We start from the raw sequence: 25724 nt of genomic DNA on the forward strand, positions 1-25724 counted from the left end.
CATGGAGCCGAGGGTCAAGAAAACCTGGAAGCAGGTCGATGGCGTATTGCTGCTCGACAAGGCGCAGGGCATGAGTTCCAACGACGCCCTGCAAAAGGCCCGGCGCCTGTTCTCCGCTGCCAAGGGGGGGCACACCGGTACGCTCGACCCGCTGGCCACCGGCCTGTTGCCCTTGTGCTTTGGCGAGGCGACCAAGTTCTCCGCCGATCTGCTTGATGCCGACAAGACCTACGAGGCCGAGCTCCTGCTCGGGGTGAGCACCGATTCCGGCGATGCCGAAGGCGTGGTCACGGCGACTGCCGAGGTCAATGTCACGTCCGCCGATATCGCCCGCGTGCTGCCGCAATTCACCGGCGACATCCTGCAGGTGCCGCCCATGCATTCGGCCCTGAAGCGCGACGGCCGGCCGCTCTACGAACTCGCCCGGCAGGGCATCACCGTCGACCGCGAGGCCCGGCCGGTGACCATTCACGTCATCGACCAGCTCGAATTCACCGGCACCCGCCTGCGCCTGTCGGTCAGTTGCAGCAAGGGCACCTATATTCGCGTACTCGCTCAGGATATCGGCGCCGCGCTGCGTTGCGGCGCGCATCTGACCGCCTTGCGGCGGACCCGGGTTGGTGACCTGGTGCTCGACGGCGCCATGACGCTGGCGCAGATCGACAGCATCGAGGAGGGCGCGCGTGTTGCGTGTCTGCGTCCGGTCGATGCGCTGCTGCAGAGCCTGCCCCGCGTCGATCTCAGCGGTGAAGCCGAACAGCGCTTCAGCCACGGTAATCCGGTCGACCTGCCGGACGGCTTGAGCGGCAAGATCCGGGTCTATGCCGGAGACCGGCTGATCGGCGTCGGCGAGCCCGGGCCGGGCCAGCGCCTGTGGCCGAAAAGACTGGTGCAACTGGCGCCGTAAGCTGGTACAATCCGCCGCTTTCCGATACCGTCGGGAAAATTTTCCAATTGGCGTTCGCTCTATCAAACCGGGGCTGCGTCGTTTTAATGAAAGAGGGTTTTGAAATGGCCGTTACCACCGAACAAAAGGCGAGCATCGTCGCCGAATACGCACAGTCCAAGGGCGACACCGGTTCCCCGGAAGTCCAGGTCGCACTGCTGACCGCCCGCATCAACGACTTGCAGCCGCACTTCAAGGAGCACAGCAAGGATCACCATTCGCGTCGTGGCCTGCTGCACCTCGTCTCGCAGCGCCGCAAGCTGCTGGACTACCTGAAGGGCAAGGATGTCGAGCGTTATCGCACGCTGATCACGAAACTGGGCCTGCGCAAGTAATTTCTTTCTTCCCCGGGCGATCCGTGGCTTTGTCGACTGCGCCTTGCCGTGCTAACGCACTGTCTGCGGCTGGTCTTCGCGCCACAATTCGCCCGGGAACGAAGTAAGCAGCCCTGAATTACCGCAAAAGCGGCCCGGAAAAATCCCGGCCGCTTTTTTGTTTTTTAGTTGTCCCATTGTTCTTTGTTGTTAGTTAAGTCGTTGTTATTGTTGCGTTGTTTAATGTGATGAGAGTGAAAGGAAGTCAATGTTTAATGTCGTGAAAAAGACCTTCGCCTACGGCGAACACCAGGTTACCCTGGAAACCGGCGAAATCGCCCGTCAGGCTGGCGGCGCTGTTGTCGTCTCGATGGAAGAGACCGTCGTCCTGGTGACCGTTGTCGGTGCCAAGAATGCCAAGCCCGGTCAGGATTTCTTCCCGCTGACCGTCGATTATCAGGAAAAAGTTTACGCTGCCGGCCGTATCCCCGGCGGCTTCTTCAAGCGCGAAGGCCGTCCTTCGGAAAAGGAAACCCTGACCTGCCGCCTGATCGACCGTCCGATCCGTCCGCTGTTCCCGGAAGGTTTCTACAATGAAGTCCAGATCGTCGCCACCGTCATCTCGCTGAATCCGGAAGTCGATTCCGATATCCCGGCGATGATCGGTGCTTCCGCCGCCCTGGCCATCTCCGGTATCCCGTTCGCCGGCCCCATCGGCGCTGCCCGCGTCGGTTACATCAACGGCCAGTACGTGCTCTGCCCGACGCTGTCGCAGCTCAAGGACAGCCAGCTTGACCTGGTCGTTGCCGGCACCGAATCCGCCGTGCTGATGGTCGAATCCGAAGCCGATCAGCTGTCGGAAGAAGTCATGCTCGGCGCCGTCGTTTTCGGTCACAACGAAATGCAGAAGGCGATCAACGCCATCAACGAGCTGGTCGAGGAAGCCGGCAAGCCGGAATGGGACTGGCAGCCGCCGGCCAAGGACGAAGCCCTGGTTGCCCGCCTGAAGGATCTGGTCGGTGCCAAGCTGGAAGAAGCCTACAGCATCACCTCCAAGCAGGCCCGCAGCCAGCGCGTCAAGGAAATCTCCGCCGAAGCCGTTGCCGCCCTGTGCACCGGTGAAGAAGGTGCGCCGGATGCCAACACCGTTGGCAACCTGTTCTTCGAACTCGAAGCCGGCATCGTCCGTGGTCGCATCCTGTCGGGCGCACCGCGTATCGACGGTCGCAACACCCGTACCGTGCGTCCGATCACCATGCGTTCCGGCGTCCTGCCGCGCACCCATGGCTCGGCCCTGTTCACCCGTGGTGAAACCCAGGCCCTGGCTGTGGCAACGCTCGGTACCAACCGCGACGAGCAGATCATTGATGCGCTGTCCGGCGAATACCGCGACCGCTTCATGCTGCACTACAACATGCCCCCGTACGCCACCGGCGAATGCGGCCGCGTCGGTACGCCGAAGCGTCGTGAAATCGGCCACGGCCGTCTGGCCAAGCGCGCCCTGCTGGCCGTGCTGCCGAAGCCGGAAGACTTCTCGTACTCGATGCGCGTGGTTTCCGAAATCACTGAATCGAACGGCTCCTCGTCGATGGCTTCGGTCTGCGGCGGCTGCCTGGCACTGATGGACGCCGGCGTGCCCCTGAAGGCGCACGTCGCCGGTATCGCCATGGGCCTGATCAAGGAAGGCAACCGCTTTGCCGTCCTCACCGACATCCTCGGCGACGAAGATCACCTCGGCGACATGGACTTCAAGGTGGCCGGTACCACCGCTGGCATCACCGCGCTGCAGATGGACATCAAGATCCAGGGCATCACCAAGGAAATCATGCAGGTTGCCTTGGCGCAAGCCCAGGAAGCCCGTCTGCACATCCTCAACCTGATGCAGGAAGCCGCTGCCGGTCCGCGTGAAGAAATGTCGGCCTACGCACCGCGTCTGTACACCTTCAAGATCAATCCGGAAAAGATCCGTGACGTGATCGGCAAGGGCGGCGCCGTCATCCGTGCGCTGACCGAAGAAACCGGCACCACCATCGACATCCAGGACGACGGCACGATCACCATCGCTGCCACCTCGGGCGAAGCTGCTGCCCTGGCGCGTGCCAAGATCGATGCGATTACCGCCGAAGTCGAAATCGGCAAGATCTACGAAGGCACCGTGCTCAAGATCCTCGACTTCGGTGCGATCGTTTCGGTCCTGCCGGGCAAGGACGGCCTGCTGCACATCTCGCAGATCGCCAAGGAGCGCGTCAACAAGGTCGAAGACTACGTCAAGGAAGGCCAGGTTGTACGCGTCAAGGTTCTCGAAACCGACGACCGCGGCCGCGTCAAGCTGTCGATGAAGGCAGTTGCTGAGGAAGAGGGCGCTGCCCAGCAGGAACAGCAGCAACAGCAGTAATTCGGCGATTACGCAAAAGCAGAAAGGGCACCGTGAGGTGCCCTTTTTTATCAGCCTGCGCTGGCGATTACTTCGCCATTTGCTTTTAGCTGCGACTAACCTGAAGGTAAGTCTGCGCTGAAAGCAATGGGCGATTATTTCGCCATTTGCTTTTCCTTGAGTTCGTCCAGCGTCTTGCAGTCGATGCACAGTGTCGCCGTCGGGCGGGCTTCCAGGCGCTTGATGCCGATTTCCACGCCGCACTTGTCGCAGAAGCCATAGTCGCCGGCTTCGATGCGGCCCAGAGTTTCGTCGATCTTCTTGATCAGCTTGCGTTCGCGGTCACGGTTGCGCAGTTCGATGGCGATGTCCGTTTCCTGGCTGGCCCGGTCGTTCGGGTCGGCAAACACGGTCGCCTCGTCCTGCATGGTATGCACCGTGCGGTCGATATCCTCACTCAGTTCCTGCTTGAGCGTTTCCAGAATCTTCCGGAAATGGGCGAGCTGCTTGTTGCTCATGTACTCCTCGTCAGCCTTCGGCTGGTAAGGAGCGAAATGTTTGTGGAGCAAGTCTTCTGCCATTTTGTGGACGCTTCCATAGACCAAAAAAGCGATTAAATATCAGAAAGCCAGCACCCAGGCAAGGAAAAGACATGCTGCAGCGCAATGTGACAATGTTCTAAACCGCCGTAATGCGCCATGGTGCTGGCGTGCCGCGATTGGCACTGATACAATGCGCACCTTCGTCGGGGCGTAGCGCAGTCTGGTAGCGCATCTGCTTTGGGAGCAGAGGGTCGTGAGTTCGAATCCCACCGCCCCGACCATTTTCCTTTGCGCCACATCCAGCGCCCGTAGCTCAACTGGATAGAGCAGCCGCCTTCTAAGCGGCAGGTCGGGGGTTCGAGTCCCTCCGGGCGCGCCACTGACTTGACCTATGAAAATCGCCATTGCCGGAACCGGCTACGTCGGACTCTCCAACGCCATCCTCCTGGCGCAGCATAACGAAGTGGTTGCGCTCGACATCCTTCCCGAGAAGGTCGAGATGCTCAATCGCCGGCAATCGCCGATTGTCGATGTCGAGATTGAGGACTACCTGGCGAACAAGTCGCTGAATCTGAAAGCCACGCTGGACAAGAACGAAGCCTTTGCCGGTGCCGACTTCGTCATCATCGCCACGCCGACGGACTACGACCCGGAAACCAACTACTTCAATACCGCTTCGGTTGAAGCCGTCATCCGCGATGTGCTGGCGATCAATCCCGATGCGGTGATGGTGATCAAATCGACGGTTCCGGTGGGCTACACCGCCAAGGTGCGCGAAGCCTTCGGGATTGCCACCGGCAAGCCGGTGAATCTGATCTTCTCGCCGGAATTCCTGCGCGAGGGCAGGGCGCTGTACGACAACCTGCACCCGTCGCGCATCATCGTTGGCGACAAGAGCGAACGCGCCCGGACCTTTGCCGGCTTGCTCCAGCAAGGCGCGATCAAGCAGGACATCCCGGTGCTTTACACCGACAGCACCGAAGCCGAAGCGGTGAAGCTGTTCTCCAATACCTACCTGGCGATGCGCGTGGCCTACTTCAACGAGCTCGACACCTACGCCGCCACGCACGGGCTGGACACCCGGCAGATCATCGAAGGCGTCTGCCTCGATCCGCGCATCGGCAGCCACTACAACAACCCGAGCTTCGGCTACGGGGGCTACTGCCTGCCCAAGGACACCAAGCAACTGCTGGCCAATTACCGCGAAGTGCCTCAGAACCTGATCCACGCGATTGTCGAATCGAACACGACGCGCAAGGACTTCATCGCCAGCGACATCATCCGCAAGAACCCCAAGGTGGTCGGCGTCTATCGACTGGTGATGAAAGCCGGCTCGGACAACTTCCGGGCGTCGAGCATCCAGGGGATCATGAAGCGGCTCAAGGCCAAGGGCATCGAAGTCATCATCTACGAACCGAACCTGGCCGAGAGCGAGTTCTTCCGTTCGCGGGTGGTCAAGGACATTGCCGCCTTCAAGCAGGAAGCCGATATCATCATTGCCAACCGCAACACCGATGACCTAGCCGATGTGGCGGCCAAGGTCTACACCCGTGACCTGTTCGGCGGAGACTGAACCATGAAAATCCTCGTCACCGGCGCTGCCGGTTTCATCGGCATGCACACCGCGTTGCGCCTTCTGGAACGCGGAGACGAGGTGGTCGGCATCGACAACCTCAACGACTACTACGAAGTCAGCCTCAAGGAAGCGCGGCTGGCTCAGCTCGCTGACAAGCCGGGTTTCCGCTTCGTCAGGATGGATATCGCCGACCGTCCGGTCATTGCCCAACTCTTCGCCGATGAAAAGTTCGACAAGGTCATTCACCTGGCCGCCCAGGCCGGTGTGCGCTACTCCATTACCAACCCGCACGCCTACGCCGACAGCAATCTGGTCGGCTTCGTGAATATCCTGGAAGGCTGCCGCCACAACGCCGTGCAGCACCTGGTCTATGCCTCGAGTTCCAGCGTGTACGGCGGCAACGCCAAAATGCCGTTCTCGGAACACGACAGCGTTGACCACCCGGTCAGCCTGTATGCAGCGACCAAGAAGGCCAACGAGTTGATGGCGCACACCTACAGCCACCTCTACCGGCTGCCGACGACGGGCCTGCGCTTCTTCACCGTCTATGGTCCGTGGGGCCGGCCGGACATGGCGCCTTTCCTGTTTGCCGGTGCCATTCTCAAGGGGGAGCCGATCAAGGTCTTCAACCATGGCGACATGAAGCGGGACTTCACCTATATCGACGACATCGTCGAAGGGGTGATCCGGGCCATGGACCGCAATGCCGAAGTCAATGCGGGCTACGATCCGCTGACCGCCGATCCGGCGACCAGCAATGCCCCGTACCGCGTATTCAACATCGGCAATAGCGATCCAGTGCCGCTGATGGATTTCATCGGCGCGCTGGAAAGCGCCATCGGCAAGCCGGCCGAGAAGATCTATCTGCCGATGCAGCCCGGCGACGTGCCGGCAACCTATGCGGATACCGCTTTGCTCGACAACTGGGTTGGATTTGCACCGGCAACCGCCATCAAGGACGGCGTAAATACCTTTGTTAATTGGTACCGAAAGTATTACTCAATCTAACAGGTATGACTTTCGTGCTATCCATGCTTCACTTGAAGAGGTATCCTGTCACCTGTAATCCGTAGCAGGCTCAATCAATGAAAATACTTCTGGTCGACGATTCGCGCGCCATCGCGATGGTCACGACCGCTCGCCTCGAATCCTTCGGGCACGAGGTCAAGCATGCGATCAATGGGCAAACGGCCATTGACCTGTTTCAAGCCGAACGTTTCGATCTCATCCTGATGGATATCGAAATGCCGGGCATGAACGGTTTCGAGACGACTACCCGCATCCGTTCGCTGGAAGGGCATGAGCCCTGGGCCTGGACGCCGATCATCTTCGTCACCGCCACCGACAGCGATACCAATCTGGTGACCGCCATCGAGGCCGGCGGCGATGACTTCATTTCCAAGAGTTCGCCGGAAAGCGTGCTGCAGGCCAAGATGAAGGCGATGTCCCGGATTGCCGCGCTGCGTTCGCGCCTGGCGCTGGCCAACGGGAAATTGCAGGATCAGGCCAATCGCGACGGCCTGACCGGCCTGCTCAACCGGCGGGCGATGGACATGCGCGTCGATCACCTGTGGGAAATGGCCGTTCAGCAGGGCGCGCCCTTCAGCCTGCTGATGGTCGATGTCGACAACTTCAAGAATTTCAACGACCACTACGGTCACCAAGCCGGCGACGAGTGCCTGTGCGCCGTCGCTGCCTGCCTCGAAAAAGTTGCCGAGCAGGCCAACCAGGACCAGATGGCCCCCGGCGTGTTTGCCGCGCGCTACGGTGGTGAAGAGTTTTCGCTGATCATTCCCGATGCGGCACCGGGTGTGCACGTGGGTATTGCGATGGCGATCGTCGAGGCGATCGCCGCGCTCAACATCCGTCACGACTGGAATGCCGATTGGGGTCGGGTGACGGTGTCGGTCGGTGCCATGTGCATGGCACCCGCCAGCGGTCAGGTCAACCAGATGTTCCGTCTGGCCGACGAACTGTTGTACAAGGCCAAGGAATCCGGCCGCAACCGGCACGAGGCCAACTGAGGCAGGATCAGTCCTGGCGGAAGAAGGCCAGCGGCGCGTGCCCGGTGGTGCGGTAGGCTTCGCAACGCGAGACGAAGTCGCGGGTGCTCTTGGGCATCGGCGTACGGGCGCGGGTGATGTAGAAAATCAGGTCGCGTCCCTGACGGAACAGTTGCAGGCCTTCCGCTGTATCGTGACGGACGGCTTCGCTGTCGGTGGCGACCGGATGCGGCGTCAGGTTGTCCAGACGCTCGCCGGCGGTGACCATGATGGCCCACACGTCGAAAATATCCGGATCGGTACGCAGCGTTTCGGTCTTGATCTTGGCGGCATTGGCCAGATCGGTGATGGCCGACTCGGCGCCGGCAAACGCGGGCAGTTGCGCCAGGTTGGTGATCATGCAGCGGGCGATCAGGTCGATGTCGCGCATCGTCTGACCGATCTTGATGTAGCGGCTCTCGTAGAAATCTTCCAGCGGAATCGAGAAGGCACGGAATGGTTCGCCCCACAGTTCGTCGATACCTTCCTCGCCGCTGCGGTGCAGCACGTTGCGGCCGAGTTCCATGGCTTCGAGCAGGCAACGACCGCATTCGCGCATCAACGGGTTGTCGCTGAGGATCTCGATGCCGCAGGCCTGCAGTTCGACCAGCTTGCGGAAGATGTCGGCGGCGCGGTTGAACAGTGCGCCGGCCAGCATGGCGCCCTTGACGCGCCGGCGCGCCGGGTCGGTTTCCGCTTCAAACGTGCTTCTCGCCTCGGCCAGTCGGGTGCCGGGAATGTTCAGCCCATGTTCGGTATGGTTGAACAGGCGGCGGGTGAGGGCATCGATCAGGCGCTTTTTGGCTTCCAGCGTATCCGCCGGCACCTTGTATGCCTTGATCCAGTAACCGTCGTAGTAGACGCGCTCTTCGCCGTTGATGACGCGACGGGCTCCTTCCACCGGAGTATCTTCCTGGTTTGGCACGCGATTGAGTTGAAGCACATTGATCATGGGGGTCAAAGTATTACAAAAGGCAGGGTCCGATACAAGCAAAAATCCACTGAGGACTTTCGTGCGGGAAACATATTTTTACGGATTTCCCGTGGCGACGGCCTTCGGCGGCAGATAAGATTCCCATGTCAAAAATCGGAGCACTGACTCATGAAGGCAATCAAGACGGTAATTTTCCTCAGCGGCTTGCTGGCGCTCGGCGCCCAGGCGGCAACGACGGTCGATCTGGCCGCCGAAGCGGCGCGACCGGCAGTCAACGACCAGGTTCGGGCAGTCGTCTATAGCGAGGTCCAGGGCAATAATCCGGCCGATCTGGCGCGTCGCGTCAATCAGGAGATCGCCGGCGGGCTGCAACTGATTCGCGGCAAGGCCGGGGTGACGGTCAAGTCCGGCAACCAGTCGACCTACCCGGTCTATGGTCGCGACCAGAAGATCGAAAGCTGGCGCATGCGCAGCGAGCTGGTCATCGAATCGCGCGATCTGGGTGCCGTCTCCGAACTGCTCGGCGAACTGCAGCAACGTCGTCTGGCGGTGGCTCAGGTCAGCCAGATGCCGTCACCGGAAACCCGCCGTCAGGTCGAGGACGAAGCGACGCGCGATGCGATCAAGGCCTTCCAGAGCCGCGCCGAGGTCATTGCCGGCGCCTTGGGCAAAAAGTGGAAGATCAAGCAGTTGTCGGTTTCGCAACAGGGCGGTGCCATGCCCATGCCGGTGTTCCGTGCCGCCAAGGTCATGATGGCCGAAGCCATGCCGGCGCCGCTGGAAGCTGGCGAAAGCCTGCTGACGACCAGTGTCAGCGGCCAGATTGAATTGATCGACTGAGTTTCTCAGTAGCGCGAGAACAGGTCGCGCAGCTTACATAGCGTGGTGGTGATGTCGAAGCGCGGATCGGACAGCGCTTCGCCCGCCAGAATACGGGTGATGGCCACCGCCGGATCGGTTTCGCCGGTGACCAGTACCTCGCAGCCGCGCAGCTTCATGTGGCGGATGAAACCGTCGCCGGCACTGGCAACCACGGCGATGTCGATGCCGTCCAGCGGGTGCGGCCGGTCGTCGGTGAAGACATGCAGCACTTCGTCCTTGACCAGATCGATCAGCTGCGGGGCCGGCAGCAACTGGCTGGAACGGTGCTGCGACAGGTCATAGAGCAGCCACTGCCGGCACTGGCCGGCGTGGCCGCTGACTTCATTGAAATTCCGGGTGGCGATGGCGATTTTCATGCGTGTCGTAAACCAGACAGGAAATCACATACGCATGCAAGTTTCGCACCCGGAATCGCCGCTCAGCTTTTGCCCAGGGCGCTGCGCACCGAGTCGGCCAGCGAGGTGGTCGGCCGGCCGATCAGCTTGCCCAGTTGCCGGCTATCGTCGAACAAACCGCCCTGAGCCGCGCCGGTGTCGGATTCGGCGAGCAGGTCGGCCAGGCCTTCGGGCAGGCCGGCGTTGATCAGTATGCCCCGGTATTCGGCCTGCGGCAGGTTGTGGAAGGCAATCGGCTGGCCCGCCTGGGCGGCAATTTCAGCGGCCAGATCGGCGAGCGTGTAAGCCTGGTCGCCGGCCAGTTCGTAGGTCTTGCCGACGTGACCGCTGCCGCTCATCACCACGGCCGCGGCTTCGGCGTAGTCGTTGCGTGCGGCCGAGGCGATGCGGCCGTCGCCGGCACAACCAAGTACGGCACCGTGGGCGAGGATGGCGTCGATGCCGGCCAGATAATTCTCGCTATACCAGCCGTTGCGCAAGATCGTGACCGGCAGGCCGGACGCTCGCAGCGCGGCCTCGGTCGCCTTGTGTTCGGCGGCCAGGGGCAGCGGTGAAGTATCGGCGTGGAGCAGGCTGGTGTAGGCGAGCAGACCGACATTGGCGCGGCGGGCGGCGTCGATGACCGCCTGGTGCTGGGGCAGGCGGCGGCCGATTTCGCTGGATGAGATCAGCAACACCTTGTCGCCGGCGGCGAAGCTGCGGGCCAGCGTTTCTGGCCGGTCGTAATCGGCCTCGCGCACAGTGATGCCGCGCGCCGCCAGAGTGCCGGCCTTGTCCGGATTGCGCACCGCAGCGGCGATTTTGCTGGCGGGAACGCGCTTGAGCAGGTGCTCGATGACGAGTTGGCCGAGTTGGCCGGTAGCGCCGGTGACGACGATCATGGGACTTCCTTTCTTCATTTCGTGATGGGGAAGCGCAGGATAATGGCTATACTTACAAATAGTAAGTACGCACAAAAAGGTAAGTGCTCAATGAACGACCGAATTTCCCCCGAGCCGCCCGCCACGCTGGCCGAGCTGATGCGGCGCGGCAACGTCTTCGCCGAACAGTGTCCGTCGCGCGAGGTGCTCAAGCACGTCACCAGCCGCTGGGGCGTCCTGCTGCTGGTGGCCTTGCGCGACGGCACGCAGCGTTTCAGTGATCTGCGCCGCAAGGTCGGCGGGATCAGCGAGAAGATGCTGGCGCAAACCCTGCAGTGGCTGGAAGCCGACGGTTTCGTCGCGCGCATCGCGCATCCGGTGGTGCCGCCGCACGTCGAGTACAGCCTGACGCTGCTGGGCGAGGAACTGGCGCAGAAGGTCGAGGCGCTGGCCGACTGGATCGAATTCAAACTGCCGGAAATCATGGCGGCGCGCGCCAGCCGGGAAAACCCGGCGGACTAGCGCCGCCTCACTCCATCAGGGCGACGGATTTGACCTGGACGCGCACCGGCAGGCCTGGCGCGATCCCGAGTTGATCGGCTGAACGCCGGGTCAGTCGGGCGACCAGCAGGCTGTCGCCGACAGCAACGCGGACCAGCAGCAGGCCGGGGTGGTCGTCGGCGGCCAGGCTTTCGACCCGGCCGTCGAGGCAGTTCTGGATGCTGCTCGGGCCGGTGTCGCCAATCGCCAGGCTGACGTCGCGGGCGAGCACGCGCACCCGTACGCGGCGGCCGGCCGGCAGGCCGTTGTCGCGGGTCCACAGGCTGCCACCGGGGAAATCGACGCGGGCCAGGTGCCATGCCTCATCGATGGCGCCAACACAGGCGTCAAGGACGACGCCCGCATCCTCGCCAAGCCGGATCGGCAGGTCGATGCGCGCCAGTGTTTCGGCCAGCGGGCCGTGGGCAATCACCCGGCCGCCGTCGAGGGCGACGATGTGGTCGGCCAGGCGGGCGACTTCCTCGGGCGAGTGGCTGACGTAGATGACCGGAATTTCGAGTTCGTCGTGCAGGCGTTCGAGGTAGGGCAGGATTTCCTGCTTGCGCTTGAGGTCGAGCGCCGCCAGCGGTTCGTCCATCAGCAGGATTTCCGGGCCGACGGCCAGTGCCCGGGCAATGCCGACGCGCTGGCGCTCGCCGCCGGACAAGGCATCGGGCTTGCGCTCAAGGAGGTGGCCGATGCCGAGCAGTTCGATGGCCGCATCCAGGCTGACCCGGCCCGAACTGCCGCTGCGTTTCTGGCCGAAGCGCAGGTTGTCGAGCACATTCAGGTGGGCGAACAGGCTGGCTTCCTGGAAAACGTAGCCGATTGGCCGCTGGTGGGTCGGTCGCCAGGTCTTTTCGTCCTGCCAGGTCTGGCCCTTGAACACCACGCGCCCCGGTTGCGCCCGCTCCAGCCCGGCCAGGCAACGCAACAAGGTCGTCTTGCCCGAGCCGGAATGGCCGAACAGCGCGGTGACGCCGTTGCCCGGCAGCGTCAGGTCGACATCCAGGGTAAAGCCCGGCCAGGCCAGCTTGCAGCGAACTTCGATGCCGTCCATGTCAGGCCTCCCGCCGTGGCTTGTCGCGGCGCAGGTACATGGCCAGCAGCACGGCAAACGAGAAAGCCAGCATCACCGCCGACAAGCGGTGGGCGTCGGCATACTCCAGCGCTTCGACGTGATCGTAGATTTGTACCGAAGCGACGCGGGTGACGCCGGGGATGTTGCCGCCGATCATCAGAACGACGCCGAATTCACCGACAGTATGGGCAAAACTCAGGATGCCGGCAGTGACGAAACCCGGTCGGGCCAGCGGCAGAACGACCGAGAAAAAAGTGTCGAGCGGCGAGGCGCGCAGCGTCGCGGCAACCTCCAGCGGTCGTTCGCCAATCGCTTCGAAGGCGTTTTGCAAGGGCTGGACCATGAACGGCAGGGAGTAGAAGACCGACGCTACGACCAGGCCCCAGAAGGTGAATGGCAGCGTTCCCAAGCCAAGCGACTGGGTCAGCTGGCCGACCGGCCCGTTCGGTCCCATCGCCAGCAGCAGGTAGAAGCCGAGTACCGACGGCGGCAAGACCAGCGGCAGGGCGACGACGGCGCCGCACGGCCCTTTCCACCACGAACGCGTGCGCGCCAGCCACCAGGCGATCGGCGTGCCGATGATGAACAGGATGACGGTGGTGATTGCAGCCAGGCGGACGGTCAGCCAGATGGCCTGGAGGTCGGTATCGGTCAGCATGATGGGAAGAAGTCTAGCGGATTGCGTAGCCGAAGCGCCGGATGATGGCGCGTGCCTTGTCGCCCTTGAGATAGGCCTGCAGGGCGCTGGCGGCGGGGTTGCTCTCGCCGCGCTTGAAGATCACGGCATCCTGGAGGATGGGGTCATGCATTTCGGCCGGTACGATCCAGGCGGAGCCGCCGGTGATTCTGCCATCCTGGAAAACCTGCGACAGGGCGACAAAGCCCAGGTCGGCATTGCCGGTGGAGACGAATTGCAGCGTCTGGGAGATGTTCTCGCCCTGGACGAACTTGGGCTGCACCGCTTCGAGCAGGTTCAGTTTCTTCAGCGTTTCGACCGCAGCGGCGCCGTAGGGCGCGGTTTTGGGGTTGGCAATCGACAGCTTGTTGAATCGGCCGGACTTAAGGACTTCGCCTCCGGCATCGACGAAAGTGGCTTTCGACGACCACAGGACCAGCGTCCCGACGGCATAGGTGAAACGGCTGCCGTTGACGGCATGGCCTTCCCGCTCAAGTCTGGCGGGCGTCGAGTCGTCGGCGGCGAGCAGCATCTCGAACGGCGCGCCGTTGGTGATCTGGGTGTAGAACTTGCCGGTCGAGCCGAAGGATAGTTTGGCCAGGTGGCCGGTGTCCCGGGTGAATTCGGCGGCAATCTGCTTGGCCGGCTCGGTGAAGTTGGCGGCGACGGCGACCTGGACCTCGCCAGCGTGAACACCGGTGGCGGCGAGGAGGGCGGTGAAGAGAGCAGACAGGTGCTTCATGAGAGATCTCCTGGGTTGGGTTTCAGGCGTACTTGCAAAGGATGACGGACGAAGCCTTGAACACGGCGCAGGCCTGTCCGCCGACAGCGAGGCCGAGCTTGTCGACGCTGTCGTGGGTAACCACGGCGCACACCGATTTGCCCGTCTTCATGGCCAGCGTGACTTCGGAATTCACCGGCCCTTCGTGGATGCGGGTAATTTCGCCCCACAGGTGGTTGCGTGCCGTGGTTTTGACGGCGGGGTCGTTGAGCAGTAGCACCGACGAGGATTTGACCAGCGCGTTGATCTCCATACCGATGCTCAGGCCGAGGTTTTCCGCCGATTCACCGGTGATCACCGCGACCAGTTCGTTCTCGTCGTCGAGCTTGATGCGCACCTCGTAATCGACATGGCCCTCGCGCAGGCCGACGATGCGCCCGGCAAACTGGTTGCGGGCGCTGGTCTTCATCGACATGCGTTTGAGCAACTGACTGAATTGCTGGAAATCGCTGGCCTGGCCGTCGTTCATGCTCGCCGTCAGGCGGTCGAGTGCCGCCTGGTATTCGGCCTCGAGCGCCCGGTAGAGGGCGATTACCTTGCGTCCGTAATCAGTCAGCAGCGTGCCGCCACCGTGCTTGCCGCCGGTCGAGCGCAGCACCAGCGGCTGGTCGGCCAGGTTGTTCATCGCATCGACCGCGTCCCAGGCCGCCTTGTACGATAACGGCACGGCTTTTGCTGCCTGCGAGATCGAGCCGTGTTCGTCGATGGCTTCGAGCAGCCGGATGCGCGTGTCGCCCAGGAAATTGCCGAACGGGCCGTCGAATTCGAGCTTGCTGCGCAGGCGGGGAGCGGCTTGATTCATTTGGTTGTTTCCTTGCGTATATAACGAAATCGAGTTTACCGGAAAATTCTGCTGGCGCTATGGTTGATGCTATATCGCATTAAAGCTTAGATTGTCGGCAAGCCGCCAATCGCTCGCTGTTTGTTTCGTATATAGCGAAAAACGGGCCAGCCCGAGTCAGCCACCAGGAGAACGCCATGAATGTCAGCGCACGCAATGTTTTCAAGGGAAAGATCACTGCCCTCACCGACGGCGTCGTCAATGCCGAAGTCGAACTCACCCTGCCGGGAGGCGACAGGATTGTCGCAATCGTGACAGAGACCAGCGTCAAATCACTGGGTCTGGCCGTGGGCGGGGAGGCCGTCGCCTACGTCAAGGCGCCGTGGGTGATGCTGTTGTCCGGCCAGCCCGACGTGCATTTCTCGGCGCGTAACCAGCTGTCGGGCAAGGTCAGCGCGCTGACCAAGGGGGCGGTGAATACGGAAGTCGCCATCACCCTGGCCGGTGGCAGCGTGGTCCATTCAGTGGTTACCAACGAGGCCGTGCTCGAACTCGGGCTCAAGCTCAGCGAACCGGCGACCGCGCTGATCAAGGCCAGCCACGTCATTCTTGGCGTGCCGGCCTGAAGGGCGGTAACGGTCTAGCGGGCGCCGATGCTGCTGAGCCAGCGCTCCAGTTCGTCGATTGTCGCGCCGAGCTCGCACGCCATGCCGCCGGTGAAGTGGCGCCAGGCGGGCAGGTTGGGGGCCTGGACGACGGTGATGACCGGGATGCCCTGGCTCATGACCTGCAGCATTTCGTCGGCGAAGCCTTCGCCGTCCGCTTCCAGCCCGGAAAAGCGGTTGAAGACGGCGAGGTCGGCGCCTTCGGCGGCGATCCGGCGCATCACCTGGGTGGCGTCGGCAATGCCGGCGGCGTCGAGCGAGCAGGCGGTGGACTGGCTGCCGAGGTTCTGCGAGATCGGGTAGCGCTGGCCGGTTTCGATATCGCTCAGGCTGAACTTGCAGCCCCAGGATTCCGGACAGGCTTCCTGGACCAGGCCGCGTACGCGCAGGCCGCGCGCCTGCAGGTCGGCGATGAACTCGCGCAGCATGGCATCAACACGGGTGCCGGGCGGCGGGACGATGGCGGCGATGGCCGGAGCAGGGGTCAGGGGCATGGAGCGGATTTTAGGCGGTTTGTGGCGGATTGCACAAAGCGGGCCGGGCACTTTTCGCGAATTCGGCAGTCTGTGCGCTTCCCCGCGTAAAATACGCGCTTTGCTCGCCGGCCGCGCCGGAAATCCTGGAAAACCGCATGACCTCATCACCGAAAGTGCCCACCGTCGGCTTTGTCAGCCTGGGCTGCCCGAAAGCCGGCTCCGACGCCGAACTCATCCTCACCCGCCTGCGCGCCGAAGGCTACGAAATTTCGCCCAGCTACGACGATTCCGACCTGGTCATCGTCAATACCTGCGGCTTCATCGACGCCGCCGTCGAGGAATCGCTCGACGCCATCGGCGAGGCCTTGAACGAGAACGGCAAGGTGATCGTCACCGGCTGCCTCGGCGCCAAGGGCGACATCGTGCAGAGCACGCACCCGTCGGTGCTCGCCGTCACCGGCCCGCACGCGATGGAAGAAGTGATGGGCCACGTGCACCAGCACCTGCCCAAGCCGCACGATCCGTATTCCGACCTGGTGCCGCCGCAGGGCATCCGCCTGACGCCGGAGCACTACGCCTACCTGAAGATTTCCGAAGGCTGCAACCACAGCTGCACCTTCTGCATCATTCCCTCGCTGCGCGGCCCGCTGGTCTCGCGCCCGGTCGGCGACGTACTCGCCGAAGCCGAGAACCTGGCCCGCGCCGGGGTCAAGGAAATCCTCGTCATCTCGCAGGATACCAGCGCCTACGGCGTCGACCTCAAGTACCGTACCAGCTTCTGGGGCGGCAAGCCGGTGAAGAGCCGCTTGAAGGAACTGTGCGACGCGTTGTCGTCCTTCGGCATCTGGGTTCGCCTGCACTACGTCTACCCGTACCCGTCGGTCGACGACGTCATCCCGCTGATGGCCGAGGGCAAGATCCTGCCTTACCTCGACGTTCCCTTCCAGCACGCCAGCCCGAAGATCCTCAAGGCGATGAAGCGTCCGGCCTCGGCCGAGAACACGCTGGAACGCATCGCCAAGTGGCGCGAAATCTGTCCGGAAATCGTCATCCGCTCGACCTTCATCACCGGTTTCCCCGGTGAAACCGACGAGGATTTCGATCAACTGATCCAGTTCCTCGAAGACGCCAAGCTCGACCGCGTCGGCTGCTTTGCCTACTCGCCGGTCGAGGGCGCCACCGCCAACGAGATTCCCGGCCTGCCGCCGGAAAGCGTGCGTGAAGACCGCCGCAGCTGGCTGATGCGTGTCCAGGAAGACATCTCGGCCGACAAGCTGGCGGCCAAGATCGACACGGTGATCGAGGTACTGGTCGACGAAGTCGATGAAGAAGGCACCATCGCCCGTTCCAAGGCTGACGCGCCGGAAATCGACGGGGTGGTTTACCTCGACGGCCATTTCGATGCACAGCCCGGTGACTTCCTCAAGGTCCGCGTCATCGACGCCGACCACCATGACCTCTACGCCGAAGTTGTCTGACCTGGCTGGGCAACTGGCCGACATCGTCGGGGCGGCCAACGTCCTCGTCGATGCGGCCGACACCGCGCCTTTCCTGAGCGACTGGCGCGGCCGTTATCGTGGGGCGGCGCAATGCGTCGTCCGCCCCGGCAATACCGGGGAAGTGGCTGCCGTCGTTCGCGCCTGCGTCGAGGCCGGCGTGCCGATTGTGCCGCAGGGCGGTAATACCAGCCTGTGCGGTGCGGCGACGCCGGATGCGACGGGCAGGGCGGTGGTCGTCAGCCTCGGGCGCATGAACCGCATCCTGGCGCTCGATGCGCAGAACAACACGATCACCGTCGAAGCGGGTTGCCAGCTGGCCGCGATCCAGGAAGCCGCGCAGGCGGCTGACCGGCTGTTTCCGCTGGCGCTGGCGTCTGAGGGCACTTGCCAGATCGGCGGCAACCTGTCGACCAATGCCGGTGGCGTCCAGGTGCTGCGCTACGGCAACACGCGCGAACTGACGCTCGGCCTGCAGGTCGTGCTGCCCAGTGGCGAGGTCTGGGACGGCCTGCGCGGACTGCGCAAGGACAACACCGGCTACGACCTCAAGCACCTGTTCATCGGCGCCGAAGGCACGCTGGGCATCATCACCGCCGCCGTGCTCAAGCTCTACCCGCTACCGAAAACGCTGACCACCTGCTGGCTGAACATCGCCTCGCCTGCAGCGGCGGTCGAATTGCTGAATCAGGCCAAAAGCAGGTTCGATGCGCAACTGACGGCTTTCGAGCTGGTTTCGGAGCCCTCGCTGGCGCTGGTGCAACAACACATCCCCGGGGCCAGCCGGCCGACGGCGTCCAGCCCGTGGTATCTGCTGGCCGAGTTTGCCGATGCCGAGCCGGCAGCGGTCGAATACTGGCTGGGCGAGCGTCTGGCCGATGGCTCGGTCAGCGACGGCGTGCTCGCCGCCAGTGCCGCCCAGGCGAAAAAGCTGTGGGCGCTGCGCGAGAACATTTCCGAAGCGCAGAAGATCGAAGGCGTCAGCATCAAACACGACATCGCCGTGCCGGTGTCACGCATTCCCGAATTCCTGGCCCGCGCCGATGCCGCGCTGGCCGCGGCGTTTCCCGGCATCCGCGTGGTCGCCTTCGGCCATGTCGGTGACGGCAACCTGCATTACAACCTGTCCAAGCCGGATGCCCAGGACAACGCGCTGTTCCTCGCCTGCCAGGCCGAGGTCAATCGCATCGTCCACGATACGGTCCATGCCCTGAACGGCTCGATCTCCGCCGAACATGGCATCGGCCAGTTGAAGCGCGAGGAAATCCTGCGCTACAAGTCGGCGACCGAAATCGACCTGATGCAGACGATCAGGACAGCACTCGATCCGCGCGGCTTGATGAATCCCGGGAAGCTGCCAGGGCCGCGTTGAGCGTTTCCTCGTTCTGCAGTTCGTCGCGGATCAGGCGCAGCAGCAGGTTGTCCAGCGTGTAGAAACCCTTGTCGCACTGCGCCAGTTGCTCGATGGCAAACGCCGCGCCGGTGCCGAAAGCCTCGCGCCGGATCGAATCGTGGATCAGCCTTACTGTCTGGTAGGGGAAGCCGAAAATGACCTCGTGCCGGCCGACGATGCCGCCCAGGCGCAGCGAAGTGATGTGGTCGGTCTCGACATCCAGCACCTCGGCGATGCGCCGTGCCGTACCGGAAATTTCCGGCTTGTCGCGGAAATGCTGCTCGACGATCTCGACATCGGCAAACGGCGCGATGCGGCGCAGGATTTTTGCCGCCAGCAGCAGGAAATTGATCCCCAGCGTGATGTTGGGCGACGACATCACGCGGATGTCGCGGCCCAGGCTGCGGATGTAATCCATCGTTTCCTCGCTGTAGCCGGAAATGGCGGTCACCACCATGATGCCGCGCTGGCGCACCGCTTCGCCGTACAGGTGAATGGATGCGGCATCGGAAAAATCGATGATGCCGTCGACCGGGTGCGTATCGAGCCAGCCGGGAAAGCTGTCCTTGTCCAGTCGGGTGACCGGGACATCGATATCCTCGGCCGGGGCGCCGGATCGCCGCGCAATCCAGCACAGTTCAAAACGCGGATCCTCGCGCAAAACGCTGGCCACTGCCTGGCCCGCCTTGCCATAACCAATGAGTCCGATTCTGGTCATATGTTCTCCCTATTTGCTGTCAATGGGGCATCACCGCGATGGATCAGCTGAAACCCTGGGGGGAACGCCAGTCACCATCGGGTGCCGACGATTTGTATATGCCCTGTCTGATTCGCCAGGCTGCCGCAGCATGGGATGCCTGGTCTGGTGCGACGAGGAAGAAAAAAATGGGGGGCTTTCCCCCCCTGAAGTATCCTCGTCGAAAAGGAATGGGGTTATGACCTAAGTTACAACTCCATTGCTGGGCAATATAATTGAGCCTTGTGAATCGCGCAACATTATTTCGTCGGAAAGCAAAATATTGAAACAGCATGAATCCCCGCCGGGGCAGACGGCGCTTGATGTCCTGCAGCAATTTCGTCTGATTTACGGCTCCATGCGCCAGCACTTCCGGCTGGTCGAAGAGCGCTGCGGCATGTCCGGCTCGCAGATGTGGGTGCTGCAGGAAGTGCAGCGCACGCCTGAAATCGGTATCGGCGAACTGGCGGCGCGCCTGGGTATCCACCAATCGACCTGCAGTCTGCTGGTGGACAAGCTGGTCAGCAGCGAATGCCTGGAAAAACGCAAACAGCAGCGCGATCAGCGACGGGTCGGCCTGGTCCTTGCCAAACGCGGGCGCGAAGCCCTGGCTGCCTTGCCGGGACCGGCCGAAGGCATCCTGCCGGAGGCCTTGGCCGCCATTCCGCCGGTTGTCCTCAGAACATTGCAGATCAATCTGGATGAATTGTTGCGGCACCTGCCGGGCAAGGACGAGAACTACGCCAGCGTGCCGCTTGCCGACATGCTGGAAAAAACGGAGAAACCCTGAAATGCGGTATCTGGCAATTTCCCTGAGCTTCTTGCTGCTGGCCGGTTGTGCCAGCCAGGAGGTTTTCGATGCGCCTCAGGCTGCTACTGCCGAGGTCGCGCCCGCCAAACCGGTGCAGAGTAGCGAAAAGAAAGCGCGCGAGCCGAGCGAGGCCGAGATCATGGCCGCAATCAACACCGACAACAGCATCTTCTTCCCGCCCTCCGGCGTCACCGTCGACGAAGCCAGCCGGCAGCGCCTGCTCAGGCACGCCACCCGTCTCAAGGAAACCCCCGGCCTGCAGGTGACCCTGGTCGGACATACCGATCATCTCGGCAGCCCATCCTACAACCTGGCGATTGCCGAACAGCGCATCAACGCCGTGCAGGCGATCTTGCGCGCCCAGCGTATTCCGGTGACGCAGATCCGCCGTCAGGTCGTCGGCAGCGAGGAAGTTTCGATCAACTGCAAGTCGGCCGAATGCCGGCGCAAGATGCGCCGGGTCGAACTCGTCTTCAGCGAATAAAACCGCTCAGTGCAGCGACTGGCCGTCGAACAGCGCGGCCACGTCGGCCGGGCTGAAGCGGTAATCGCGATTGCAGATATCGTCGCGGATCAGGATTTCGCCATGCTCGGCCAGAATGGTCTCGGCATCGGCGCGGCCCAGGCTGCGGATCATGTCGCGCACCTTGTCCCAATCCTCGGGGCAGTGATAAACCACGGTCTGCGGATCGTAGAGGCGGATACCGCGGGCCTCGATTTCCTCGTGGAACAGCCGGCCGAGCAGCGTTTCCGCATCCAGGTCCAGCAATTCGCTGATCTTCACCGTCGCCGCCAGTTGCGTGACGCGATCCCAGCCGTCGGCATCGTGCTGGTCCGCCTGCGGCAGTTTCTGCAGGAACAGGCACACGGCCGCGCGCGGGCTGGCCGTGGTGAACAGGCGCGACGGCTGCTGCTCAGACTGCTCCAGGTAATGCTCGAAAATCTGCGCAATGCTGTCGCCGACCATCGGCACATAGCTCTGGTAGGGCTGGCGTGCCGTCGGCAGATCCAGGCTCATCAGCAATTGCCCGCCCTGGTGGGCGCCGAGCAGTTCCGGCACCGGCGCCGGTAGCACCACCGGGTTGCTGCGCGCCATGCCGCGCATCTGCAATTGCTCGTTGCAATCCATCACCAGCAACTGGATCGGCCCGTTGCCGCGCAACTGCAGCGTCAGCCGGCCCGGCTGCTTCAACTGCGCGGCGATCAGCGCCGTCACCGCCGCCGTCTCGCCCAGCAACTGCGCCACCGTCGGCTGGTAATCGCGGCCGGCCTGCATCTGTGTCCAGGCATCGCCCAGATGAACAATCGCCCCGCGAATGTCCAGCCCCTCAAAAATGAAGCGACGAACCGTACTCACGCGCATTTCAGCTTTTCCGCATAAATTTCCGGCGCAAAGCCGACCAGCAGGGCATCACCGACATCCAGCACCGGCCGCTTGATCAGCGCCGGATACTGCGCCATCAACGCCAGCGCCTTGGCCTCATCCACATCGGCCCGCTCGGCGTCGCTCAGCTTCTTCCACATCAGGCCGCGCTTGTTGAGCAAAACCTCCCAACCCGCCCGCGCCGCCCAATCCGGCAAATTCGCTGCGGCCACGCCGGCCTTCTTGTAATCGACGAATTCGTAAGCGATCCCGTTCTCCGTCAGCCAGGTCATGGCTTTCTTCATGGTGTCGCAGTTCTTGATGCCGTACATGACCGGCTGGCTTGGGGTGGCTTTGTTCATATCCGTGATTCTGGTGTAGGGAAGCGGGCCATGCCCGCGACAGGGCGCAATGATAACAGGCGGTTAGGTGGTGAGAGTCTCTAGGCCGCGGAGGAGGGGGTTAGTCAATCCCTCCTAGGTTGTAGCTCCCTCTCTCACGCCGGAAAGCTACAATCACCGACGACATCAACTGGGTCAAGGCCGGCGTTGTAGCTCCCTCTCTCACCCCGGAAAGCTACAATCCGGTGACGGTGACGACCATGGCGTTGATCGGTTGTAGCTCCCTCTCTCACCCCGGAAAGCTACAATCCGATCTCGCCGGCGGCCATGTCGAAATGCCGTTGTAGCTCCCTCTCTCACCCCGGAAAGCTACAATCGGCGAGCGTGCCGCTGCCGCTGGACCGCACGTTGTAGCTCCCTCTCTCACCCCGGAAAGCTACAATCTCGACCGGCTCAAGGGGCTTTACACCCAGGGTTGTAGCTCCCTCTCTCACCCCGGAAAGCTACAATCGTGCAGCTCGCGATGGATCTCGCTCGAGCAGTTGTAGCTCCCTCTCTCACCCCGGAAAGCTACAATCCGAAGGGTACGATTTACGCCGTCAAACCCCGTTGTAGCTCCCTCTCTCACCCCGGAAAGCTACAATCTGGCAATGACGGGGGCCATGCTCGGCACGTGTTGTAGCTCCCTCTCTCACCCCGGAAAGCTACAATCGCCTGCTGGTGCAGATCGCGTGCAACCTGGGTTGTAGCTCCCTCTCTCACCCCGGAAAGCTACAATCAGCTACGCGGCTGGGCAGCGGCTCGCGGCAGTTGTAGCTCCCTCTCTCACCCCGGAAAGCTACAATCGTCACGGGTTCAGGATACCAAAGTTTATATGTTGTAGCTCCCTCTCTCACCCCGGAAAGCTACAATCTGGGCCACTGTTTGCATGATTTCGACCAGGGTTGTAGCTCCCTCTCTCACCCCGGAAAGCTACAATCTGTCGAAGACCCACCCAAGCGAACCACCTTGTTGTAGCTCCCTCTCTCACCCCGGAAAGCTACAATCGCTTCGACGATCTCAACGATACCGTTTATAGTTGTAGCTCCCTCTCTCACCCCGGAAAGCTACAATCCTGCTCAGCTAGAGGCCGGCGCTTTTCCAAGTTGTAGCTCCCTCTCTCACCCCGGAAAGCTACAATCGAGTCGGTCGTCTCGACCAAGCTCCAGTTGGTTGTAGCTCCCTCTCTCACCCCGGAAAGCTACAATCTCGCGCATGCGCTGTCACGAAGTGCCCAACGTTGTAGCTCCCTCTCTCACCCCGGAAAGCTACAATCGCTATGGTCATTCGGATGATTAACGGCGGTGTTGTAGCTCCCTCTCTCACCCCGGAAAGCTACAATCGCACGGAAGAAGACCGCCGCGCCGTTCAGAGTTGTAGCTCCCTCTCTCACCCCGGAAAGCTACAATCTCATGATCAAGTCGTGACAGTCGCGCGTGGGTTGTAGCTCCCTCTCTCACCCCGGAAAGCTACAATCAGGCACGAACACTGTAATTCAACAAATCTTGTTGTAGCTCCCTCTCTCACCCCGGAAAGCTACAATCGCTACGGGAGCGAACCCCGTCGTAATGTTTGTTGTAGCTCCCTCTCTCACCCCGGAAAGCTACAATCGATGCTGCTGTTGTCAGCGTGCTCAACGGTGTTGTAGCTCCCTCTCTCACCCCGGAAAGCTACAATCAGACCATCATCCCGATGTTTCCGGAGCACCGTTGTAGCTCCCTCTCTCACCCCGGAAAGCTACAATCCTCGATGACGGCCATCGTTACAGCCGCCAAGTTGTAGCTCCCTCTCTCACCCCGGAAAGCTACAATCCGACCTGATCGAGGTAATACGCGCCGCGTGGTTGTAGCTCCCTCTCTCACCCCGGAAAGCTACAATCGCCTGCTGGAAAACCTCATTCGTGTCGGAAGTTGTAGCTCCCTCTCTCACCCCGGAAAGCTACAATCGCGGCGCTGGCTCGTCACCCTGCTCGACAAGTTGTAGCTCCCTCTCTCACCCCGGAAAGCTACAATCAAAAAAGGGAATCTGCTGCGCAGACCGGGCGTTGTAGCTCCCTCTCTCACCCCGGAAAGCTACAATCCTGCTTTCAAATCCTTGCTTGCCGGCTTGCGTTGTAGCTCCCTCTCTCACCCCGGAAAGCTACAATCCGGCTGGGCGGCAAACAAGCCGGCCATGATGTTGTAGCTCCCTCTCTCACCCCGGAAAGCTACAATCATTCGGCAACGGCTTCCAGTGCGTCGGGTCGTTGTAGCTCCCTCTCTCACCCCGGAAAGCTACAATCCCCACTTCGGATCAGCCGAGCAGGTGCGATGTTGTAGCTCCCTCTCTCACCCCGGAAAGCTACAATCCCCACAGGCTGCTGGTGCGGTCAGCCAGGTGTTGTAGCTCCCTCTCTCACCCCGGAAAGCTACAATCAGCCCGTGTGCCACATCTGCACACTTCTCGGTTGTAGCTCCCTCTCTCACCCCGGAAAGCTACAATCGCGCGACGCGCAGCTGGTCGCGGCGAATCAGTTGTAGCTCCCTCTCTCACCCCGGAAAGCTACAATCATTGCCCGCGTAAGGCATCGCGCACTGCTGGTTGTAGCTCCCTCTCTCACCCCGGAAAGCTACAATCGGAGACGCAGCATGACCGACCGCGCCGCCAGTTGTAGCTCCCTCTCTCACCCCGGAAAGCTACAATCCCGACAAGCAGCGACTCGACAACAGCAGCTGTTGTAGCTCCCTCTCTCACCCCGGAAAGCTACAATCCAGTTGATCGTTTTCTAAAAACACCAATAAGTTGTAGCTCCCTCTCTCACCCCGGAAAGCTACAATCCTGACCGCAGAAACTCGTAGCGCAGCTTGTGTTGTAGCTCCCTCTCTCACCCCGGAAAGCTACAATCTGCTCATCACCGAAGTCATCAATCGTCGGTGTTGTAGCTCCCTCTCTCACCCCGGAAAGCTACAATCAGCATTGCAAGGAAGGTCTCGATCACCTCGGTTGTAGCTCCCTCTCTCACCCCGGAAAGCTACAATCCACCGCCTGGTGGACCTGATGATGCGCTTTGTTGTAGCTCCCTCTCTCACCCCGGAAAGCTACAATCAGACCTCGCTATTCTGGCGCAGGTTTATCGGTTGTAGCTCCCTCTCTCACCCCGGAAAGCTACAATCAGGAATTCCTGGAGGTCCGCGGTGTCGGTGGTTGTAGCTCCCTCTCTCACCCCGGAAAGCTACAATCTTGCCGGTTTGGAATTGTGTTACCATGTTTGGTTGTAGCTCCCTCTCTCACCCCGGAAAGCTACAATCTGACGCAACCAAATTCCCCGCCCGGCCTAGCTGGGCGGGGAGTTTTTTTTGCAAATAAGGGATCAGAACAACAACATCTGGTTCGCCGGAACCTTTTTTTCCTGAAAAAGTGGCATGCCGACCAGCAGACGAATGCCGGCGAACTGCTTTTCCGTAACGGTCATGCAGCGAATGGAGCCGGCGGGCGGGAGGCTGTCGATCAGGCGTTTGAGGTGTTTTTCGTGGTCGTCGTTGCCGTTCAGCAAGCGGGCGTAGACGGACCACTGGATCATGTCGTAGCCATCATTGAGCAGGAAACGGCGAAACTGGACGTAGGCGCGTTTTTCGGTCTTGGTGACCATGGGCAGATCGAAGAAGACGATGAGTCGCATGAAGCGTCGTGTCTCCAGTCCC

At 61.8% G+C, this 25724-nt stretch carries 26 protein-coding genes, 2 tRNA genes and 1 CRISPR repeat array; of the genes, 15 read left to right on the forward strand and 13 right to left on the reverse strand.

Going from position 1 to position 25724, the window contains the following annotated elements; translation table 11 throughout:
- The first annotated feature begins 1 nt into the window (after position 1).
- The 3 genes from truB (at position 2) to pnp (ending at position 3655) form a co-directional block, all read left to right on the forward strand.
- Positions 2-907, forward strand: coding sequence for a tRNA pseudouridine(55) synthase TruB (truB, locus tag AADV58_RS08835; protein ID WP_341742920.1), 906 nt, complete (start codon positions 2-4; stop codon positions 905-907).
- A gap of 104 nt (positions 908-1011) precedes the next feature.
- Positions 1012-1281 (forward strand): 30S ribosomal protein S15, encoded by a 270-nt coding sequence (rpsO, locus tag AADV58_RS08840; RefSeq protein WP_028995750.1) that lies wholly within the window; start codon positions 1012-1014, stop codon positions 1279-1281.
- Positions 1282-1528: 247 nt separating this feature from the next.
- Entirely contained in the window at positions 1529-3655 is a 2127-nt protein-coding gene (gene pnp, locus AADV58_RS08845) for a polyribonucleotide nucleotidyltransferase (RefSeq protein WP_341742921.1), read from the forward strand.
- 134 nt (positions 3656-3789) lie between these two features.
- Here the strand turns inward: pnp and dksA are convergent, their stop codons facing one another.
- Positions 3790-4215 carry an RNA polymerase-binding protein DksA gene (gene dksA / locus AADV58_RS08850; protein ID WP_028995748.1) on the reverse strand — a complete coding sequence of 142 codons (426 nt, stop codon included), beginning with the start codon at positions 4213-4215 and terminating at the stop codon, positions 3790-3792.
- Between the two features lie 165 nt (positions 4216-4380).
- On the opposite strand from dksA, the gene AADV58_RS08855 reads away from it, so the two are divergent.
- From AADV58_RS08855 to AADV58_RS08875, 5 genes are all read left to right on the forward strand, one after another.
- Positions 4381-4457, forward strand: a tRNA-Pro gene (locus AADV58_RS08855).
- A gap of 21 nt (positions 4458-4478) precedes the next feature.
- A tRNA-Arg gene (locus AADV58_RS08860) sits at positions 4479-4555 on the forward strand.
- Between the two features lie 12 nt (positions 4556-4567).
- On the forward strand, positions 4568-5749 hold the full coding sequence (locus AADV58_RS08865; RefSeq protein WP_341742922.1) for a nucleotide sugar dehydrogenase: 1182 nt from the start codon (positions 4568-4570) through the stop codon (positions 5747-5749).
- A 3-nt stretch (positions 5750-5752) separates the two neighbouring features.
- Positions 5753-6760: an NAD-dependent epimerase gene (locus AADV58_RS08870; protein WP_028995746.1), complete on the forward strand. Its 1008-nt coding sequence runs from the start codon at positions 5753-5755 to the stop codon at positions 6758-6760.
- Between the two features lie 77 nt (positions 6761-6837).
- On the forward strand, positions 6838-7776 hold the full coding sequence (locus tag AADV58_RS08875) for a diguanylate cyclase (protein WP_341742923.1): 939 nt from the start codon (positions 6838-6840) through the stop codon (positions 7774-7776).
- Positions 7777-7783: 7 nt separating this feature from the next.
- Here AADV58_RS08875 and AADV58_RS08880 read toward each other — a convergent pair whose 3' ends face one another.
- Positions 7784-8746: a hypothetical protein gene (locus tag AADV58_RS08880; RefSeq protein WP_281981233.1), complete on the reverse strand. Its 963-nt coding sequence runs from the start codon at positions 8744-8746 to the stop codon at positions 7784-7786.
- 150 nt (positions 8747-8896) lie between these two features.
- Here AADV58_RS08880 and AADV58_RS08885 point away from each other — a divergent pair, with 150 nt between their 5' ends.
- Complete coding sequence (locus tag AADV58_RS08885) at positions 8897-9568, forward strand: SIMPL domain-containing protein (RefSeq protein WP_341742924.1); 672 nt, start codon at positions 8897-8899, stop codon at positions 9566-9568.
- Positions 9569-9573: 5 nt separating this feature from the next.
- Here AADV58_RS08885 and AADV58_RS08890 read toward each other — a convergent pair whose 3' ends face one another.
- Both AADV58_RS08890 and AADV58_RS08895 read right to left on the reverse strand, forming a co-directional pair.
- Positions 9574-9966, reverse strand: a complete 393-nt coding sequence (locus tag AADV58_RS08890) for a hypothetical protein (protein WP_341742925.1) — start codon at positions 9964-9966, stop codon at positions 9574-9576.
- Positions 9967-10028: 62 nt separating this feature from the next.
- Positions 10029-10886 carry an SDR family oxidoreductase gene (locus AADV58_RS08895; protein WP_341742926.1) on the reverse strand — a complete coding sequence of 286 codons (858 nt, stop codon included), beginning with the start codon at positions 10884-10886 and terminating at the stop codon, positions 10029-10031.
- Between the two features lie 90 nt (positions 10887-10976).
- On the opposite strand from AADV58_RS08895, the gene AADV58_RS08900 reads away from it, so the two are divergent.
- Positions 10977-11387, forward strand: coding sequence for a helix-turn-helix domain-containing protein (locus AADV58_RS08900; protein WP_341742927.1), 411 nt, complete (start codon positions 10977-10979; stop codon positions 11385-11387).
- A 7-nt stretch (positions 11388-11394) separates the two neighbouring features.
- Here the strand turns inward: AADV58_RS08900 and modC are convergent, their stop codons facing one another.
- Genes modC through AADV58_RS08920 form a run of 4 tightly spaced genes read right to left on the reverse strand, consistent with a single transcriptional unit; the run spans position 11395 to position 14745 of the window.
- On the reverse strand, positions 11395-12465 hold the full coding sequence (gene modC / locus AADV58_RS08905) for a molybdenum ABC transporter ATP-binding protein (RefSeq protein WP_341742928.1): 1071 nt from the start codon (positions 12463-12465) through the stop codon (positions 11395-11397).
- A gap of 1 nt (position 12466) precedes the next feature.
- Positions 12467-13144 (reverse strand): molybdate ABC transporter permease subunit, encoded by a 678-nt coding sequence (gene modB / locus AADV58_RS08910; protein WP_341742929.1) that lies wholly within the window; start codon positions 13142-13144, stop codon positions 12467-12469.
- 13 nt (positions 13145-13157) lie between these two features.
- Positions 13158-13904: a molybdate ABC transporter substrate-binding protein gene (gene modA / locus AADV58_RS08915; RefSeq protein WP_341742930.1), complete on the reverse strand. Its 747-nt coding sequence runs from the start codon at positions 13902-13904 to the stop codon at positions 13158-13160.
- Positions 13905-13926: 22 nt separating this feature from the next.
- Entirely contained in the window at positions 13927-14745 is an 819-nt protein-coding gene (locus AADV58_RS08920; protein ID WP_341742931.1) for a TOBE domain-containing protein, read from the reverse strand.
- A gap of 176 nt (positions 14746-14921) precedes the next feature.
- Between AADV58_RS08920 and AADV58_RS08925 the strand changes: the two genes are divergently transcribed.
- The gene (locus tag AADV58_RS08925; RefSeq protein WP_341742932.1) at positions 14922-15350 is read left to right on the forward strand and encodes a TOBE domain-containing protein; all 429 of its coding nucleotides are present in this window, start codon (positions 14922-14924) and stop codon (positions 15348-15350) included.
- A gap of 14 nt (positions 15351-15364) precedes the next feature.
- Here AADV58_RS08925 and AADV58_RS08930 read toward each other — a convergent pair whose 3' ends face one another.
- The gene (locus AADV58_RS08930) at positions 15365-15883 is read right to left on the reverse strand and encodes a DUF2478 domain-containing protein (protein ID WP_341742933.1); all 519 of its coding nucleotides are present in this window, start codon (positions 15881-15883) and stop codon (positions 15365-15367) included.
- Positions 15884-16020: 137 nt separating this feature from the next.
- On the opposite strand from AADV58_RS08930, the gene rimO reads away from it, so the two are divergent.
- Both rimO and AADV58_RS08940 read left to right on the forward strand, forming a co-directional pair.
- Positions 16021-17343 (forward strand): 30S ribosomal protein S12 methylthiotransferase RimO, encoded by a 1323-nt coding sequence (gene rimO, locus AADV58_RS08935; protein ID WP_298393072.1) that lies wholly within the window; start codon positions 16021-16023, stop codon positions 17341-17343.
- Positions 17318-18733 carry an FAD-binding oxidoreductase gene (locus AADV58_RS08940; RefSeq protein WP_341742934.1) on the forward strand — a complete coding sequence of 472 codons (1416 nt, stop codon included), beginning with the start codon at positions 17318-17320 and terminating at the stop codon, positions 18731-18733. Before rimO ends, AADV58_RS08940 begins: the two co-directional genes overlap by 26 nt.
- On the opposite strand, the gene AADV58_RS08945 is transcribed toward AADV58_RS08940, so the two are convergent.
- A complete protein-coding gene (locus AADV58_RS08945; RefSeq protein WP_341742935.1) occupies positions 18672-19472 on the reverse strand; it encodes a 4-hydroxy-tetrahydrodipicolinate reductase in 801 nt (266 codons plus the stop codon). The genes AADV58_RS08940 and AADV58_RS08945 overlap by 62 nt on opposite strands.
- A 301-nt stretch (positions 19473-19773) precedes the next feature.
- Between AADV58_RS08945 and AADV58_RS08950 the strand changes: the two genes are divergently transcribed.
- Together AADV58_RS08950 and AADV58_RS08955 are read left to right on the forward strand one after the other, a co-directional pair.
- The gene (locus AADV58_RS08950) at positions 19774-20280 is read left to right on the forward strand and encodes a MarR family winged helix-turn-helix transcriptional regulator (protein WP_281981264.1); all 507 of its coding nucleotides are present in this window, start codon (positions 19774-19776) and stop codon (positions 20278-20280) included.
- Between the two features lies 1 nt (position 20281).
- Entirely contained in the window at positions 20282-20785 is a 504-nt protein-coding gene (locus AADV58_RS08955) for an OmpA family protein (protein WP_341742936.1), read from the forward strand.
- A gap of 6 nt (positions 20786-20791) precedes the next feature.
- Here AADV58_RS08955 and AADV58_RS08960 read toward each other — a convergent pair whose 3' ends face one another.
- From AADV58_RS08960 to cas2, 3 genes are all read right to left on the reverse strand, one after another.
- Positions 20792-21664, reverse strand: a complete 873-nt coding sequence (locus AADV58_RS08960) for an Hsp33 family molecular chaperone HslO (RefSeq protein WP_341742937.1) — start codon at positions 21662-21664, stop codon at positions 20792-20794.
- Positions 21655-22026 (reverse strand): arsenate reductase, encoded by a 372-nt coding sequence (locus tag AADV58_RS08965; protein ID WP_341742938.1) that lies wholly within the window; start codon positions 22024-22026, stop codon positions 21655-21657. Before AADV58_RS08965 ends, AADV58_RS08960 begins: the two co-directional genes overlap by 10 nt.
- Positions 22027-22144: 118 nt before the next feature.
- Positions 22145-25331: direct repeats of the CRISPR family, unit length 37 nt; unit sequence GTTGTAGCTCCCTCTCTCACCCCGGAAAGCTACAATC.
- 62 nt (positions 25332-25393) lie between these two features.
- A complete protein-coding gene (gene cas2 / locus AADV58_RS08970; RefSeq protein WP_298393084.1) occupies positions 25394-25702 on the reverse strand; it encodes a CRISPR-associated endonuclease Cas2 in 309 nt (102 codons plus the stop codon).
- Positions 25703-25724: the final 22 nt, after the last annotated feature.

Source organism: Azonexus hydrophilus (assembly GCF_038368255.1).
Classification (GTDB): domain Bacteria; phylum Pseudomonadota; class Gammaproteobacteria; order Burkholderiales; family Rhodocyclaceae; genus Azonexus; species Azonexus hydrophilus.